The following is a 17,097-nucleotide window of genomic DNA, read 5'->3' on the forward strand; positions in this document are numbered from 1 at the left end:
GACCTAAAAATGAAAAAAGAATTTAAAAACGTTGTATTACTAACTTTCGGTTTGTTTTTAATTACAACCTCATGTAGCTTAGAAGAAGAACCTATTTCTGAAGCCACACCAGATGTTATTTATAAAACGGCTACAGGAATAGAAAATGGAGTTAATGGAACTTACTCTCTTTTAAGAGATATATACGGATCTCAAACAGGATTTACACTTACCACGTTTGGTACAGATTTATTTAGACATGGAAAAGATGGTGGTTATAAAGCCATGGATATGTATACGTCCGAGCTTAATTCATCCATGAGTTATATAAACAATCTTTGGACAGATTGTTATTTAGGAATTAATGCAGCCAATACTGTTTTAGAACGCATAGATGCTGTAGCAGATTTATCTGAAGCTAAAAAAACTACATTTAAAGCAGAGGTTAGATTTTTAAGAGCTCATTACTATTACTGGTTAACCCTGCAATTTGGAGATGTTGTTTTAAAACAAACCGAAACGAAAGGGGTAGAAACAGATGGTGTTAGAACGTCTAAAGAGACGATTTGGGAGTTCATGAAAGCAGATACCGAATTTGCGATTGATAATTTAGATTGGACATCTTCAAACATAGGTCGTGTGACAAAAGGCGCTGCGCTTCATCAATTAGTGAAGATTAATTTACTAATGAAAGATTATGCATCTGCCGAAAAAAATGGAATGGAACTTATAGAACATGGGCCATATCAGTTATTAAATACCTACGAAGAGGTTTTCGATTATAACAATCAAGTGAATAGTGAGATTATTTTTTCTGTGCAATACGGTACAGATCCATTAAGCAACGGAAGTGGTAATCAAGGCCATTTATTTTTTACTCCCGCTTACGATCAATTCCCTGGTTTAAGCCGAGATGTTACTCAGGGAGGGAGACCATATACAAGATTTAGACCTACAGAATTTTTTAGAACTTTATTTGAAAAGAATGATGCCCGTTTCGATGAAACCTTTAGGTATACATGGACCTATAACAATGCAGAATCAATACCCGATGGTATGGCAATAGGAGATACTGTAATATGGGAAGCAGAAGATGGGACATACTCTAAAATAGCACCAAATATAGATAAAATGCACTGGGGAATGAAAAAACACGACGATCCAACTCGAGCGAGTTTTCAGGATCAAGCTGGATTTAGAGACTTTTTCGTGAGTCGTTTGTCAGATACGTATTTGTTAGTCGCGGAAGCTTTGTTTTTCCAAGGTAAACAAGCAGAAGCAGTAAATTATATTAACACAGTTCGGGAAAGAGCCGCGAAACCTAATACGCAGTTATCTCCGGTTACTGCAAGTGATGTTACTCTTGATTTTATTTTAGACGAAAGGGCTAGAGAGTTGGGAGGTGAAGCCATGCGTTGGATGGATTTAGTTAGAACAGGTAAACTAGAAGAACGAGTAAAAAATTATAACCCAAATGGATCTAAAAACATTAAAAATTATCATGTTTTAAGACCGATACCTCAAGCCCAAATAGATTTAAGTGATGTTGAATTTCCACAAAATACAGGATACTAGAATGAAAAATAATATACTTTTTTTGTTAGCTATAACGATTATAAGCTTAACAAGTTATGCACAAAATACAAAGTTAGATAGTTTAATTACCAACTATAATAATCAAGACTATGTTATGGCTGTTGCTCATAGAGCAGTTCATGACAAATATCCAGAAAATTCTGTTGAAGCTATAAATGAAGCGATCAGGATAGGTGTCGATATAGTCGAAATAGATGTTAGAGAAACTAAAGATGGGAAGCTAATTATTATGCACGATAGTAGTATCGATCGATCTACTAATGGTACAGGCCTTGTTAAAGATTTAGAATGGAAAGATTTAAAGAACTTAAAACTAAAAATAGATGATAGTATTACAGATCAAAAAATTCTGACTTTAGCAGAAGTTTTTCAGTTTACCAAAGGGAAAATATTCTTAGATCTAGATTTTAAATCGTTATCAGAACGTGGTGCTAAGACTGCATTCAAACTCATTGAAAAGTATCAAGTAGAAAAAGAGGTTATTTTTTATTTGTATGACTACACAAAAGCTCCAAAAATTCACGCTATAAATCCTAATGTCAAAATTATGCCAAGAGCATATTCTGCCGAAGATGTAGAAAATATCTTGAAATACGATTACATCACAGTCATCCAGGTAGACGACAGATTTTATACCGATAACTTATTAAAAAAAGCTTTCGATAAAGGAATGCGAGTTTGGGTAAATGCCTTAGGAGATTATGACGATATGGAAACAGTGGAAAAATACTCTGGCTTTGAAAAGTGCTTTGATAAGAAATATATTAATGTAATTCAAACAGATCATCCGCAGCAACTTCTAGATTATTTGAATATGAAAGGTTATAGAAATTAATTTTTTTGTTTTGTTATTTGATTAGGACTCTATGGGTACTTAGTATTTGTAGGGTTCTTTTTTACTAACCATTTTCTCTAAAAGCTTAATTTTTTCACGCTCTAAATATTATATAATAATAAATAATATGAAAACAACTGGATTACTTTTTTCTATCGCATTACTTTTTATTTCATGCAAAGTGAAGCATGAAACAAATGAAATTAAACAAACAGAAGCGCATGGCCATTCGCATTATTCATCGTTGTCTCATGTCCCGGCTCATAAATTAATTTTCCCGTCTAAAACACCAGATCGCATTATCCTTAATTTAACCGAAGATCCGCGACATAGTGTGGCAATAAATTGGCGAACAGATCAAGATATAGACACGGCCTATGTTGAAATGGCGGAAGAAACGCATGGACCCGATTTTTTATTGAATAATAATGTCACCCGAGTTTCTGCAAAGACAGAATTTTTGGACTTAGAAAATGTTCGAGATAAGGAGCCGTTAGTTCAAGCAGCGTATCATTCCGTTACAGTAACAGACTTAAAACCTGGGGCAACTTATGTATATCGCGTAGGTGATGGTCAAACAAACGACGATACTTGGAGTGAATGGTTTCAAATTAAAATGCCTTCGAAGAATAAAAATGATGCCTTCAGCTTTATTTATTTTGGAGATGCACAAAATGATGTAAAATCTATGTGGTCTAGAGTAATTCGTAAATCTTATAAAATGTTGCCAGAAGTAGATTTTATGTTACACGCAGGAGATCTAATTAATCATAGCGAATCAGATCGTGAGTGGGGAGAATGGTTTTATGCTGGAAGTTTTATACATGCAACAGTACCTAGTATTATGACTCCGGGCAATCATGAATACGATAAGATGAAGGATAGAACAAAATTATCTAGTCTGTGGCGACCTCAATTTAATTTACCACAAAATGGCCCCACAGAAGCAGTAATGGAAACGTGCTACTCACTCGATTATCAGAATCTAAAACTTATATCCTTAGACTCTCAGAGTTTAGGCAATGATGATACTCCTAGAGATGCTCAAGTAAAATGGTTAGACTCTGTTTTACAATCCAACGACAAAAAATGGGTTGCCATTACAATGCATCACCCAGTGTTCTCTACGGCTAAGGGGAGAGACAACACCAAGTTAAGAGAAGCTATAAAACCTTTAATCGATAAATATAAAGTAGATTTAGTACTTCAGGGGCACGATCATACATATGCAAGAGGATACGATACAAACGAAACAACAGGAAAAACAATTGTGGAAGATGCAGGAGCAATCTATGCCGTTTCAGTAAGCGGACCAAAAATGTATGAATCTCAAGATAAAAATTGGATGGTTAAACGTGGCGAGTTTACGCAACTATTTCAAATTATTACGATAGATAATGATACTCTAAAATACAATGCTTATACCACTATGGGAAGCTTGTATGATAGTTTTCAATTGATTAAGGAAAACGGACGTAAGACCTTAATTAATAATTCTGATTTAAATGAATTTACACGTTTTAAAAAAGATTTTATAAAGGAATAAACAAGAGCTTGTTAAACGCATAATAATTAAATATCCTTAGGGTTACTGCTAATAAATTTGCTAGGTGTAAGTCCAAATTTCTTTTTAAATGCTGTAGAAAAATGTTGTGCGTTTTTATAGCCAATTACTTCGGAGACATCTCCAATAGAGATCTTATTTTCGATTAACAAATTTCTGGCTTTGTGCATTTTTAAATCCGATATATATCCAAAAACAGTGTTGCCAAAAGTAGACTTAAATCCTTTTTTTAAAGCAAATTCATTAGTTCCGAATTTTTTGCATAAAAACTCTAAGGTCATTGGCTGTGTGTAGTGGTAGTCTAAATATTCTTTAATCCTAATAATCTTTTTGGTATCGCAAATATGTATATCTTTTTGGATACCCTGATTAAACATATCTAATTGCAGTAGCAACAGTTCGAAGACTAAAGCATTCATATTAATTTTTCTGTAAAACCCTTTGCGTTTGGAATGAAGAATATTATCAATGATTAAATGCATTTGTGGGGTAATTTGATAATTTTGTTTTTCAAGCGTTCGGCTTTTGTTACGCTTAATTTGTTTTCTGAAGTTCTCAAATTTATGATCTGCAGGTAAAAACTGATTGAAAAAGTTAACCGAAAAATTTATACGAACTATTGATACGGTATTATCTGTAATTTCAATGACATCATTTGCACTTGTGTAATAAAATATATTATGCTCGTTGGTTTCGAAATGATTGGTGTATAAAGCGTTATTAACATTCATGCTTAAAGCTCCTTTTAAAATAAAAATCATCCCAATAGTTTCTTGGTTAAAACTGAATTTTATTCTTTTTTTATTAGCTCCATTTAAAGCACCATAGCCAATTTTAAAATTATCAAATATTTGCTCTTTGTACCATCCATTATATGTTCTATCTATAAATGAGGTATAAAAATCTTGAGTCCCACATTCGTCTATCTCAGCAATATCTGGGGTCTTATCGAAAATGGTTTCATTATTGTTTTCAATTATTACACTGTTTATCATGACCCTGTTTTACACATTTATCAATCGGTTTTTTGTCGGTTTAGCAAATGTATATTATTTATATTTAATCTAAATAAACAAAAAGTATTATTTTACGTAACTTCTCGTAATGCTCCGTTTCGCGTATAAAATATTCCGTTTAGCGTAAATTAAACGGCTTAAAAATATAATAATTTTGAATTTAAATTTATTTAGACTTAATATAATTAATAGTGTAATTCGACATAAAATGAAATTAATAAAATCACTATTTACGCTTCTGTTTTTTTGTGTTTATACTACTAACATGTTTGCTCATGCGCTATTTATAGAAACCAAAGACAAAGGGGAATTAGGAAAACCTCAAAACATTACTATTTTTTATGCCGAACCGGAAGATTTAAAAAAAGAGCGTATTGAAGATTGGTGGTCAGACACAAAAGAATTCACACTTTGGTTAACGCTACCTAATGGAATGCAAGAGAAGCTTGATGTAAGAAGTGGTCACGACTATTACTATACAGCATTTTTCACGCCTTTAATTCAAGGGCACTATTATGTGTCTATCCATCATACTGTTTCAACGATAATTAAGAATACCCAATACAAATTTAATACGTCTGTTAAGGTTACTGTGGGTGAACAAAATAAGGAAATAAGCTCTCAAGAAATGCCTTTAGGAAATGTGTTGTGTATGTATAAAACAGATACGCATAACACAAAACAAATTTCAATGATATTAGTGTCTAATGGGAAAGTATTGCCAGAGACCGCAGTAAAAGTTTTTGCTCCAAATGGCCTGCTACCAATAATAAATACCAATGTATTAGGAATCATTTCTTTTACACCTGAATCAGAAGGACAGCATGTGTTTGAGGCTTTCCAAAAAGAGGAAGTTTTAGAAGAGGCGTATTCAGAAAAGTTCAGAATTATTACTTCTGTTGTAAACTTCAACTAATTGTAAATGTAAGAGCTGTTTTTATAAAAAATCATTTCAATAATTTTAAAGATTCCATGATCACTTTAGCTTCAAGTTTTGCTTTACTAGGTTTTTACATGTTGTATAGCACGAGTAAACGTGCGCCATTATTACTTAAACTAGAATTCCAAAAGAGGATAAACGAAAATGTACAAATTAGTAAATACAGTGCTGGATGTTTCCTGTTAGTGAGTATGATACGTTGTATAATAGATTTAGGAATTGGGGCAGGAGTGTTCTCTTTTCTAGTCATTTTAATGACCGTTGCTAGTTTAGTGGTATTGGTAGCACCTCTTCGTTTTTTTAAACTTTCTACTGTAATACTAATCACAATTCTTTCTCTCGGAATTGAAATATACCTTTCTTAATTAAATATGCCAGCAAATAAAAAACATTTATCCTCGCCTTTGCAACGCGTAATTAAAATAACCGCAGGTTTTATTGGTGGTTACTTGGTTACCGAAGTATTTCATATGTTTTTAGTTGTATGGTGGGATGTCCCTAATGCGCTAATAACCGTTCGTTTTGCAGGTTTTATCCTTTGGACGGCCCTTTTTATTATTTCTTTTTTAGCAAAAAACGGATTAAAAATATGGGGCATTTACTTGCTCATAAGTCTTGTGTTTTATGCACTTATCTGTTACAAACAACCTTTCATTATTTAACAAATAGTCTTTATGTCTAAAAGAGTATATAATATTATGTTTCATACACATACTATTAGTGGTATAATTATTAGTGCTGCGTTGTATGTTATTTTTTTTACGGGGTCTATCTCTTTTTTAAGGGATGAAATTATTGCTTGGGAACGAAACGAGCCCGTTACCGATAATTATTTTAGTGAAGTCGATTTTGACAGTTTATTAAAATCTCTAGAAGGAGATCATGAATTAAGAAATAGAGATGTGTCATTTAATCAGCGTATTGAAGGCCAGATGGCATCGACACTTATATCGCCTCCAAAGAACAAGAAAGTCACTAAAAGGAGAGGACGACGGAATTTTTTTGTAACCAATCTTTCTACTTATAAAACCGAAAAATATGCCGAATCTTATACGCTAGGTGAGTTTTTTTATAGACTACATTTTTTTGCACAACTGAATCTTATTGGTCAATCGGGATATGTATTGGCTGGTCTTGTTGCCTTTTTCTTCCTTTTTGCCATACTTACTGGTGTTATAGTACATTGGAAAAAAATAATATCTAGTTTTTATGTTTTTAGACCCAATACCAAATGGAAAACAATTTGGACAGATGCACATGTGTCTTTAGGGATTATAGGTCTTCCTTTTCAATTTATGTTCGCCGTAACTGGAGCATATTTAATTATTGGATACAGTATTATGCTTCCTCCAATAGAATCTGTGTTATTTAAAAACGATTCTAAAGGTTTTAAAGAGGCAGTAAGTGCAGAAAAAATTATAGAATACAAATTAAAAGGTGAAGCATTAGATACCTCTGTTTCTTTTAACGATTTGGTTGCAAAAACTAAACAAAAGTGGCCCGAGATTAAGATTAATGGTCTCCAGATTTTTAACTATGGAGATAAAAATATGCATGTCAAGGTTAAAGGCTCTCCTTTTTATAACGATAAACTTTTAACTAGTGGCTATGTCACTTTTAACGCTAGAGATGGCAGTGTAGTAGATGAAAAAGATCCGTATGCAAAAACATCTTATTTAGAAGGTTCTACAAATATTTTAAAACGCTTGCATTTTGGCGATTACGGAGGCTATGGTATGAAGTTAATTAACTTTGTACTGGGGCTTATTACTTGCTTTGTTATTATCTCTGGAGTTTTAATTTGGCTAGTTGCTCGTGATAAGAGTAATGTGCCTGTGTATAAACAAAAATTCAACAGTTGGTTAGTGCATATTTATATGGCCATTTGTTTAAGTATCTATCCAATAACAGCATTAATCTTTATAGTTGTAAAGTGTTTTGGAGATGATTTTGAAGGCGGAAAAAAAGTATTAATATATAATGTATTCTTCTATGGTTGGTTGGCTTTAAGTACCATTTTTATAATTAAAAAAGATAATTATTTCACCAATAAGACGTCCTTAATATTAGGTAGTGTTTTAGGATTTTTTGTTCCTGTTGCTAATGGATTTGTTTCTGGAAACTGGTTTTGGGTCACTTGGCAAAAAGGATACACACAAATTTTTGTAATGGATATTTTTTGGATATTACTTTCATTAACAGCACTTGCAGTTGTGTTTAAATTAAAAAAGAAAACAGTATAAAAAACTGTTTTTTAAATATGTGGACTGATGTTGTAGAGGGTAGTTAAGTTTTTAATTGTGTAAATAGTTGTTTAATTGTGATTAGGGGAGTTCTAGGGCCGTTTTATTCTTACCAAGGAATTCATTTTTTAAGTGAATTTCCATGATTAATGTATTCCGTTTCACGTAGGTTTTTATCCGTTTTGCGTATGCTTTCAGAAGATGGTAAAACATAAGTTTGCATTTTATTAGTATTTAGACTAAATAAGAATAATATAAATTTAAAATGCAAATACAAAACATATTTCTTACTTTTTATTTCTGTTTGTTTTCACTTTTTAGCATAGCACAGTCTACCCAAGGGATCGTGACTGGTGTGGTTGTCGACGATAATAATAAAGCCATTTTAGGAGCGACAGTAATTATTAAAGAAACCAATCAAGGGGTGGTTACAGATCAGAATGGAATTTTTACCTTTTTTGGAGAGTACAACGGAGAGTATACCTTATTAATATCTTATTTAGGTTTTAAAACAACACAAAGCACTTTTAATATAAAACAAGGAGAAAGTAAAAGCTTATCGTTTGCTTTAAAGGCTTCAAATACCGAGTTAGAGGAAGTTCTTGTTACTGGAAAGAGTCAAATTCAGAAAGTAAAAGAGAAATCATTTAATGTAAGCGTTGTAGACGCCGAAAAACTGCATAATACCTCCTTGGATTTAGGACATGCCTTAGATCGTGTTTCTGGTGTCCGAGTCCGTGAAAGTGGAGGTGTAGGCTCTCAAATGAGCTTCTCTCTTAACGGATTTAAAGGAAATCAAGTGCGATTTTTTATAGACGGTGTTCCTATGGATAACTTCGGGTCATCGTTTCAAATCAACAATATTCCAATAAACATGGCAGAACGGATCGAGGTGTACAAAGGTGTTGTGCCTGTAGGTCTTGGAGCAGATGCGCTAGGCGGTGCTGTGAATATAATCACTAATACCTACACAAAAAACCACCTAGAAGCTTCATATTCTTATGGTTCATTTAATACACATCGATCTACCGTAAATGCGATTTATGTGGCTAAATCTGGTTTTGTCGCTCAGGTAAATGCATTTCAAAATTATTCAGATAATAATTATAAAGTGAATGTAGATGTAGCAGATTTAAATACTGGAGAGTATTTTCCAGATCAAACAGTCGAGCGTTTTCATGATACTTACCACAACGAAACTGTAATTTTTAATATGGGAGTAGTAAACAAAAAGTTCGCAGACGAGTTGCTGTTTGGAATCACATTAGGTCAAAACTATAAAGAAATACAAACAGGCGCCAGAATTGTTAGTGTTTTCGGAAAATGGCATACCAGAGGAAACATAATTATGCCTAGTGTAAAGTATAAGAAAGACGACTTTATTATTAAAGATTTGAGTCTGAAATTTAGTGCAAACATTAATCTAGGACAAGAGAAAAATATAGATACAGTAAATCGACGATATAATTGGTTTGGAGATTACAAACAATATGAAGGTGCAGGAGGAGAGCGCTCATATTCTTTATATAAATACAAAAATAACGCAGGTATTTCTACAGCAAATTTAAGTTATAACATTAATGAGCATAGTAGTGTAGTGCTTAGTAATACCTTTAATACGTTTAATCGAGTTGGACATAATGAATTGAATCCCGACAATGAAATTTACGAACAGCCTAAAAAAAATAAAAAGAATATAACTGGTTTAGGATTCGATTATAAGAGAACTAATTGGAATGCCTCTGTGTTTATAAAGCAATACTTTCAGCAAAACACATTTGCCGATTCTTATAATCCTACGGGAAATTATGGAGATATTGCTTACACCGATTACACAGACAAATTTCATGCTACGGGATACGGAATTGCTTTAACGCATTTTATTAACGAAAATTTCCAAGTTAAAGCTTCTTTCGAAGAAAGCTATCGCTTACCTGAAGCCAATGAAATTTTTGGTGATGAAGTAAATCTGGAGGGGAATAAGTATCTAAAACCCGAAAATAGTAGTAATTATAATTTAGGTCTTAGCTATTGGTTTTACATTAATAAAAAACATCAGTTCACTATTAATACAAGTGGATTTTACCGCGATGCAGACGATTTTATTCGCGAAAAGTTTAGTCCAAATCAGGCCACAACTACTATGGATAATCTAGGAGGTGTAACTAGCGCAGGTATAGAAGCAGAAGTAAGATATCATCTGGATAATCGTTTAATTATTGGTGCGAACGTAACCTACCAAAACCTTCGTAATAATACTAAATATGAAGAAAACCAAACGGTTGTTAGCATTGTTTATAAAGATAGAATTCCAAACATGCCTTATTTGTATGGTAATGCAGAAGTAAGTTATAATTTTTTTAATATTGGAAAAAACAACGGACACCTAAGTATCGGTTATAACGCATTGTATGTACACTCTTTTTACCTGTATTGGCCAAGTTTAGGTAGCAATAGTAGTAAGCTAGATATTCCAGATCAGATTTCGCACGACTTAACTGCAACGTATTCTTTTAATAAAAAACTTCAGTTTACCCTAGAGTGCAGGAACCTACTAGACGAAACCTTATATGATAATTTTAGTCTGCAAAAACCAGGACGGAGTTTTACGGGGAAAATAAAATATACTTTTTTTTAATATACCGCTGTTGGCTTCGTTTTCCTGACCTATAACAAGCTTCAAAAATTAAATTCAAATTACATAGAAATCTTTTCAAATTAATAAATTATTTACAATGAAAAACACACACATTCTTTTTAGTGTATTTGCCGGAATCGCATTATTTACATCATGTAGTAGTGATGACAATTCAAGTCCTGAGGAAGGATCTGAAAGCGCAGAGGCGAAATACATAATTACGGCTACACCAACGGCATCGGAAGGTGTAGCAGATTATATTCTTACAGCAGACGACCTAACCCAAGGTTCTATCTCTACCGTTGGAAATGGACTGGAGCAAGATGGAACGTATAGATATTATGTTACTAGTAATAATAAGTTTTTTAGTATGCTTTACGGGCAAGGGAACCCTGGAGCTGTAACAACGTATCAATTAAATGATACAGGATCTTTAGATAAATTATCAGATTTTCAATCGGAAACCGTTCAAGCGTTCGCTCCTGTTGATAATGATATTTTATTAATGAAAATCTCCAGAAGTTCGGACGATCCAACGGCGTATTGGTACAGTTTAGATACCCAAATTTCTCAATTCGTTGCTGAAGGTCAGATTAATACACAAGAATTGGCGGCTAAGGAAAACGGAGAGATTGCTTTCTTTACATGGATTACTCAGGTTGGTAACAAAGTCTATTTACCCTATTATACTATAAAAGGAACAGGCGACGATAGAAATGGTACATTGTATCCAGACGAAGCCAATATTGCAGTTTTCTCTTATCCTGAAATGGCTTATGAAAAAACAATTCATGACGACCGTACAAGTTTTATAGGACGTTACTTTACAAGTGGTTTAGCAGTTGATGAATTAGGAGATACGTATGCGCTTTCATCATCTATTGCAACATTTAATGGAGATTTTGTGTCAACAAAACCTTCAGCAATTACTAGAATAAAAAGTGGAGCAACAGAATTTGATACGTTCTATTTTAATATTGAAGAGGCTACAGGAGGGAAATATGCCACAACACAGATGTATTTAGGTAACGGAAAATTATTACTTAATCTTGAGGACGTTGCTAATAGAGGTGCTTACACCACTGGAAAAGAATACGCTATCGTAGATCTTTATAGCGAAACCCTAACTATGGTAACCGGTACGCCTAATGTAGAGGATATTGTAGTTGTAACATCTAGAAGTACTTATATTTCTGAAGATAAAACAACTGCATACGTAGGTATTACAACAAACACAGGAAGTTTTGTTTATAATATTGATGTCGCTACTGCTACAGCTACGCAAGGTCTAGAGGTTGAAGGTGGTGTTATAACTGCTATAAACAGATTAAATCCTGCAAATTAAGTAACGGTACAAACAATTGTAAAACCCAAACAGAATTAGTAGACAGTATTTTGTATTAATTATTTAAACTCTATGAATATATATTCATAGAGTTTTTTAGCTTTTGTTTAAAGTCAAAACAATTTTGTAGCCAACTTTACTAAACTCAAAAGGTAAAGCATGTGCTAAAATAGATGTACAATAAGCCCTAATCTTATTTTATGCGTCTAAAAGATTAGGGTAATCTTTAGAAATTGAGGTTACTATTTTTTTATATTCTTCTTTTAAAGCTAAGACGTAAGAAGACATTTTATCTTCTGGAGCACCATTATTAAGTATAGCTTGGCACAATTCTTTACCGGTATGATTAATTAACATCTCAAAAGAAGGTTTTACTGTATGCGAAATTTCTTTAATGGCATTTATGTCTGTGTTCGCGTTAACCGCTAGGGTTTCCATTTCGTCCATTTTCTCTCCTACAGTGAGTACAAAAGTTTTCAATATTTTTTTTATAAATGTCTCATCGTTATTAGAAAGTTCGTTTAAGTACGTTAATGAATAAGGCTGAGGTTTCAACAAATTTGCAGACACCTTTAAATGGTAATTTATAGCCTCTACAGTCGTAGCATTAAAAGGTTTTGAAAGCTGTACTATATTAGAATTAAGTTCTTCGTTGTTAGCCGTTTTAATTTCAATAACGTGTGTTCGGCTAGTTTTTATATCGTTTAAATAACTTTTAAGTTGTGCAGGTTTTAGTGGCTCTGAAAAATCAGATGCCAGAAGTAACCAATTAGAATCGGCTTCATTTTTTACAATTTGAAGCGCCTTAAAGCTATTAGTTAAATGGGTTACTTTCCAATTATTTTCTTTTCCAATATTTAAAAAGTCTTCTGCATCTTTTAAATTTGGTTCTATAAGAATAATTTTTGTCTCGGGCATGTATTATTATTTTAATAAAATAGGGTAAAGCTTATTGTATACCTTCATTGGTATAGTTTTTTAATAAATTCTGAAGTGTTTTAAAGCGTATAGGTTTTGTAAGATAATCGTCCATTCCTGCCTCAATACAGATATCTTTTTCTTCTTTAAACACTCTGGCAGTTAATGCTATAATTAGAATATGTTCATCTTCTTTTTCTAGTTTTCTTATAATTTGTGTGGCTTCAATCCCGCTAATTTCTGGCATTTGAATATCCATGAAAATTAAATCAAATTTGTATTTTTTATAAAATTCTACGGCTTCCTTTCCATTGTTAGCAATTACTATATTGGCCTCTGGGATTATTTGTCCTATTAATTCCTTTGCTAATAATTGATTAACAGGATTGTCTTCTGCTACAAGTATGTTGTTTAAAGCTCTATTGTGTTTTGCAATAATTTTAGGTAGTTCGATATCCGCATCTTTAGTAATGATGTTCGATTTACTTTGGTGCGGATTTATAATTCTTAATAATTGTACTAAAGTGATTGGCTTTGTATGGGTGTATTTTATATTAAATTCGTTAGATGCTTCTAGTATAAGTTTGTCGTCTGCAGTACTGTGAAGTAGCATTATTGGCAGTTTTTCATGATCTAGTCCTATGGTGTTTCTTACATATTTAATAAAGTCTATTCCATTCATATAAGGCATATGATAATCTACAATAAGCAAGTCGAATGTATTAGGCTGTTCTAGTTTTTCTATGGCTTCAATTGCATTAGATACAATTTCACTGGTGCAATTTGCCACGGTGAGCATGTCTTGTAAGATTTTTCTATTATTCTGATTATCATCAATAACAAGAATATTATTGTATTTTTTATCTAGGTTAAAAGAAAGTTTAGAATTACTATGGCATTTAAAATCTACTTTAAAAGAAAATGTACTTCCTATATTTAGTTCACTCGTAACATCAAGTTTACTATCCATTAAAGCCAATAGTTTGTTGCTTATGGTTAGGCCTAATCCTGTACCTCCATATTTTCTAGTGGTAGAACTATCTTCCTGATCGAAAGCTCCAAAGATTTTATCTAATTTTTCAGGTGTTATTCCCACACCAGTATCTCTAACTTGAAAAGTAAAGGTGCCTTTGTTAGTTTCGGTAGAAAAATTGCTTCGTGATATTTTTAATTCTATTTCACCATTTTCGGTAAACTTAACCGCATTACTTAATAAATTGGTTAAAATTTGTCTTAACCTAATAGGGTCTACATCTATATAACGACTTATAGTTGGCTCGATATCTAATAAGATTTCTAGATTCTTTTCTTCCGCCTGATATTTTATAATATCCACGGTTTGTTGGCATAATTCAAAGATGTCGGTTTTCTCTTCGTGTAGTTCTAATTTTCCGGCTTCAATTTTAGAAAAATCAAGAATATCGTTAATAACATCTAACAATAAGTTTGCAGAGCTATACACTGTTTTAACGTATTCTGCCTGACTCTTAGAAAGTGGTGTTTTTATTAATAAATCGGTAAAGCCAATAACGCCGTTTAGCGGTGTTCTAATTTCATGACTCATATTTGCTAAAAACTCAGATTTTGATTTATTAGCAACTTCGGCTTGTTTTTTAGCCTGAATTAAAGACGATTCGTAATTTTTAAGTTTTGTAATGTCTTGAAAAATACCATATACCCTTCTGTTTTTATTATTAATGCGTTCGGCCCTACCAATACTTCTAACCCATTTTGTTGTGTTGTTTGCAGTGATAATTTGAGATTCAACATCGAATGCTTCTCCTTTTTCTAAAGCTTCGTTAATGCGCTTCAAAATTACGGGTCTATCTTTTTCTAAGTAGAAGTTAATAGCTTCTTCCATATTAGGAGTGTAATCTTCTGAAACTTCATGGATTTTTCTGGTTACAGGACTCCAATAAATACTTTCCTTAATTAGGTCTATTTCCCAACTACCTATTAATGCAATTTCGTTAGACTGTTCAAGCATATTTTGCAGTCTTAAACGCTCCATTACGGTTTCTTTAAACTGGGTGATGTTCGCCGTATATATTAACAAGCCACCAATTTTATTTTCGCTTTCGTACCATGGTTTTATTTGCCACGTTAGCCATTGTATGGAGCCGTCTGCACGTTCGAACATGGTTTCGTCTGAAGAATTCTCTGCACCATTAAGGCATTCTTTATATATTTTCCTCCAGTCTTCTCCAAGTTCAGGAAAGATATCGTAATGTGATTTGCCAATGACTTCCTCTTGTAAGCTGTAATCTGTTAACCATTTTTTTGAAGCTGCTAAATACACCATATTCGTATCTAACATGGCAATAGCCGAAGGGGCTTCATCTATAAATAATTTGTTCTGATTTGTACTATTCTGTAAAGCTTCTTCGTATTCTTTTTGCTTTGTAATATCCCAATTGGTTCCCAAAATTCGAATTGGTTTATTTTCATCGTCCTTATATACCATCCCCTTGGCTCGTATATAATGAATAGATTTGTCAGGCCAAATCACTCTATAATCGGTATCGTATTCTTCTTGACCTTCAATAGTTTTTGTTAATTGAGATTCTATCCGATCTGCATCTTCTGGATGGATTCTGTTTTTCCAAAGATCAAAAGTATCCTCTTTTTCTAAGTCTTCTGTGATACCATATAACTGAAACATAGTGTCGTCCCAATTTAAAGAATTATCGATTAAATTTAAATCCCAAATTCCAATAATAGAGGCGTCTAATGCGGCTTGTAATTTGTGGTTTGCAACTTCAAGTTTTGTTTCTGCTTTTACACGTCTAGATATATCTCGAAATGCAACCAATGTGACAAAGCCATTTTTAGTGGTAATAGAATTTAAAGTCATTTCTACAGGAAACTCTGTACCGTTTTTATGCATAAACTGAATCTGTACCATTAACGAATTCATTTCGTCTTTACAATTAACCTTGCGGTCTGAACAGCCTTGTAGATATTGCATTAATTGTAAATTAAGCTTTTCTCTTAATCTTTCAGGGATAAGAGAGCTCATTTGCTTGCCTTCTAATTCGTCTAGAGTGTAACCAAATGTATCCTTCATTAAACGATTAACGACCTCGATTTCGCCCTGTTTGTTTAGGACAATCATGGGGTCTGGAGTGGCATTAAGATAGGTGTTGGTTATAGATAATTCTTCTTGGATTGAAAATCGTTCCCGTTCTAATTTATTAATAAATTTTACGGTAAACGTAAGGGCTATAATAATAATAGCAATAAAACATACACCTAAAATGGCTATAGCAAAATCTGCGGCCATGACGTCTCTTCGATAGAGATAAATAACAATAAACGAAAGGATTAGAGTAGAGGCTAGTAATTGGAAGAAAAGTCTTCTCATCATAAAATTTCCTAATTCTTTTCCTTTAAATAACCTAGTAAAACCTAAATATGGCATAGTAAGAGACACGGCGATACTTGCCATTAAAAAAGCAATTGACGTATGGATTGCCATGGACGAGATAAAGCTTAATTTATTTAATGTAGAAATTTTAAAGAAAAATGCAGTGATGGCTAGAAAAGAGATAATAGATATAAAATGAGCAAGATAAGCCGAAATGATTTTTAATCTTCTCCGTGAAGAATTTAAAAAAGCGAGTGTTAAACTCATTAATACAAAGCATATGGAGGTGGCCATAGACATTCTTCCTGGGTGTGCGTTTCCTAAAGATTTACTTTTTAAATCATTTATAAATAACTGATCAATGCCCAAATTAGAGTTAAAAACATCTTGGAATAGTGTCAGGGAAGCAATTGAAAACAGAAATAAATTTAGGGTTATCGCTACGTATTTGTATTTAATTTTTCCATAAAATAAAATAATAGTCGCTAAGAGCAAAAAGCAAAACGCTGTATTAAATTTCATAGTAGGTAATCCGGGAATAATTTGCGTAAAGAGGTCTATGTTAAAAAACCATCCCAGCATTACTATAATCGCTAATATAATTAAGGTTAAAGAAACATTTTTAGAAATTTTATTAAGTAGGGGCATAATTAAAT

At 32.8% G+C, this 17,097-nt stretch carries 12 protein-coding genes; 8 read left to right on the plus strand and 4 right to left on the minus strand.

Annotated features, from left to right (window positions below):
• Window positions 1-9 precede the first annotated feature (9 nt).
• From ACKC83_RS06985 to ACKC83_RS06995, 3 genes are all read left to right on the plus strand, one after another.
• The gene (locus ACKC83_RS06985; RefSeq protein WP_434037512.1) at window positions 10-1,554 is read left to right on the plus strand and encodes a RagB/SusD family nutrient uptake outer membrane protein; all 1,545 of its coding nucleotides are present in this window, start codon (window positions 10-12) and stop codon (window positions 1,552-1,554) included.
• Between the two features lies 1 nt (window position 1,555).
• Entirely contained in the window at window positions 1,556-2,410 is an 855-nt protein-coding gene (locus tag ACKC83_RS06990) for a glycerophosphodiester phosphodiesterase family protein (RefSeq protein WP_414036398.1), read from the plus strand.
• Window positions 2,411-2,537: 127 nt separating this feature from the next.
• Window positions 2,538-3,956: a fibronectin type III domain-containing protein gene (locus ACKC83_RS06995; RefSeq protein WP_434037513.1), complete on the plus strand. Its 1,419-nt coding sequence runs from the start codon at window positions 2,538-2,540 to the stop codon at window positions 3,954-3,956.
• Between the two features lie 26 nt (window positions 3,957-3,982).
• Here the strand turns inward: ACKC83_RS06995 and ACKC83_RS07000 are convergent, their stop codons facing one another.
• Window positions 3,983-4,969: a helix-turn-helix transcriptional regulator gene (locus tag ACKC83_RS07000; protein WP_434037514.1), complete on the minus strand. Its 987-nt coding sequence runs from the start codon at window positions 4,967-4,969 to the stop codon at window positions 3,983-3,985.
• A 229-nt stretch (window positions 4,970-5,198) separates the two neighbouring features.
• Between ACKC83_RS07000 and ACKC83_RS07005 the strand changes: the two genes are divergently transcribed.
• Window positions 5,199-5,906: a hypothetical protein gene (locus tag ACKC83_RS07005; RefSeq protein ID WP_434037515.1), complete on the plus strand. Its 708-nt coding sequence runs from the start codon at window positions 5,199-5,201 to the stop codon at window positions 5,904-5,906.
• A 94-nt stretch (window positions 5,907-6,000) separates the two neighbouring features.
• Here ACKC83_RS07005 and ACKC83_RS07010 read toward each other — a convergent pair whose 3' ends face one another.
• On the minus strand, window positions 6,001-6,258 hold the full coding sequence (locus ACKC83_RS07010; protein ID WP_434037516.1) for a hypothetical protein: 258 nt from the start codon (window positions 6,256-6,258) through the stop codon (window positions 6,001-6,003).
• A 43-nt stretch (window positions 6,259-6,301) separates the two neighbouring features.
• Here ACKC83_RS07010 and ACKC83_RS07015 point away from each other — a divergent pair, with 43 nt between their 5' ends.
• The 4 genes from ACKC83_RS07015 (at window position 6,302) to ACKC83_RS07030 (ending at window position 12,156) form a co-directional block, all read left to right on the plus strand.
• Window positions 6,302-6,592, plus strand: a complete 291-nt coding sequence (locus tag ACKC83_RS07015; protein WP_434037517.1) for a hypothetical protein — start codon at window positions 6,302-6,304, stop codon at window positions 6,590-6,592.
• A 12-nt stretch (window positions 6,593-6,604) separates the two neighbouring features.
• The gene (locus ACKC83_RS07020) at window positions 6,605-8,173 is read left to right on the plus strand and encodes a PepSY-associated TM helix domain-containing protein (RefSeq protein WP_434037518.1); all 1,569 of its coding nucleotides are present in this window, start codon (window positions 6,605-6,607) and stop codon (window positions 8,171-8,173) included.
• Window positions 8,174-8,438: 265 nt separating this feature from the next.
• On the plus strand, window positions 8,439-10,811 hold the full coding sequence (locus ACKC83_RS07025) for a TonB-dependent receptor (RefSeq protein WP_434037519.1): 2,373 nt from the start codon (window positions 8,439-8,441) through the stop codon (window positions 10,809-10,811).
• Window positions 10,812-10,908: 97 nt separating this feature from the next.
• Window positions 10,909-12,156, plus strand: coding sequence for a DUF4374 domain-containing protein (locus tag ACKC83_RS07030; RefSeq protein WP_434037520.1), 1,248 nt, complete (start codon window positions 10,909-10,911; stop codon window positions 12,154-12,156).
• Between the two features lie 198 nt (window positions 12,157-12,354).
• Here ACKC83_RS07030 and ACKC83_RS07035 read toward each other — a convergent pair whose 3' ends face one another.
• A complete protein-coding gene (locus tag ACKC83_RS07035; protein ID WP_434037521.1) occupies window positions 12,355-13,074 on the minus strand; it encodes a hypothetical protein in 720 nt (239 codons plus the stop codon).
• A gap of 31 nt (window positions 13,075-13,105) precedes the next feature.
• Window positions 13,106-17,089 carry a PAS domain-containing protein gene (locus ACKC83_RS07040; protein WP_434037522.1) on the minus strand — a complete coding sequence of 1,328 codons (3,984 nt, stop codon included), beginning with the start codon at window positions 17,087-17,089 and terminating at the stop codon, window positions 13,106-13,108.
• Between the last annotated feature and the right edge of the window lie 8 nt (window positions 17,090-17,097).

This window comes from Formosa bonchosmolovskayae (assembly GCF_051016085.1).
GTDB lineage: Bacteria > Bacteroidota > Bacteroidia > Flavobacteriales > Flavobacteriaceae > Formosa.

Bases quoted from the DNA above. Each gene is read 5' to 3' on its own strand.
- ACKC83_RS06985 (WP_434037512.1), top strand. From the start codon at position 10: ATGAAAAAAGAATTTAAAAACGTTGTATTACTAACTTTCGGTTTGTTT.
- ACKC83_RS06990 (WP_414036398.1), top strand. From the start codon at position 1,556: ATGAAAAATAATATACTTTTTTTGTTAGCTATAACGATTATAAGCTTA.
- ACKC83_RS06995 (WP_434037513.1), top strand. From the start codon at position 2,538: ATGAAAACAACTGGATTACTTTTTTCTATCGCATTACTTTTTATTTCA.
- ACKC83_RS07000 (WP_434037514.1), bottom strand. From the start codon at position 4,969: ATGATAAACAGTGTAATAATTGAAAACAATAATGAAACCATTTTCGAT.
- ACKC83_RS07005 (WP_434037515.1), top strand. From the start codon at position 5,199: ATGAAATTAATAAAATCACTATTTACGCTTCTGTTTTTTTGTGTTTAT.
- ACKC83_RS07015 (WP_434037517.1), top strand. From the start codon at position 6,302: ATGCCAGCAAATAAAAAACATTTATCCTCGCCTTTGCAACGCGTAATT.
- ACKC83_RS07020 (WP_434037518.1), top strand. From the start codon at position 6,605: ATGTCTAAAAGAGTATATAATATTATGTTTCATACACATACTATTAGT.
- ACKC83_RS07025 (WP_434037519.1), top strand. From the start codon at position 8,439: ATGCAAATACAAAACATATTTCTTACTTTTTATTTCTGTTTGTTTTCA.
- ACKC83_RS07030 (WP_434037520.1), top strand. From the start codon at position 10,909: ATGAAAAACACACACATTCTTTTTAGTGTATTTGCCGGAATCGCATTA.
- ACKC83_RS07035 (WP_434037521.1), bottom strand. From the start codon at position 13,074: ATGCCCGAGACAAAAATTATTCTTATAGAACCAAATTTAAAAGATGCA.
- ACKC83_RS07040 (WP_434037522.1), bottom strand. From the start codon at position 17,089: ATGCCCCTACTTAATAAAATTTCTAAAAATGTTTCTTTAACCTTAATT.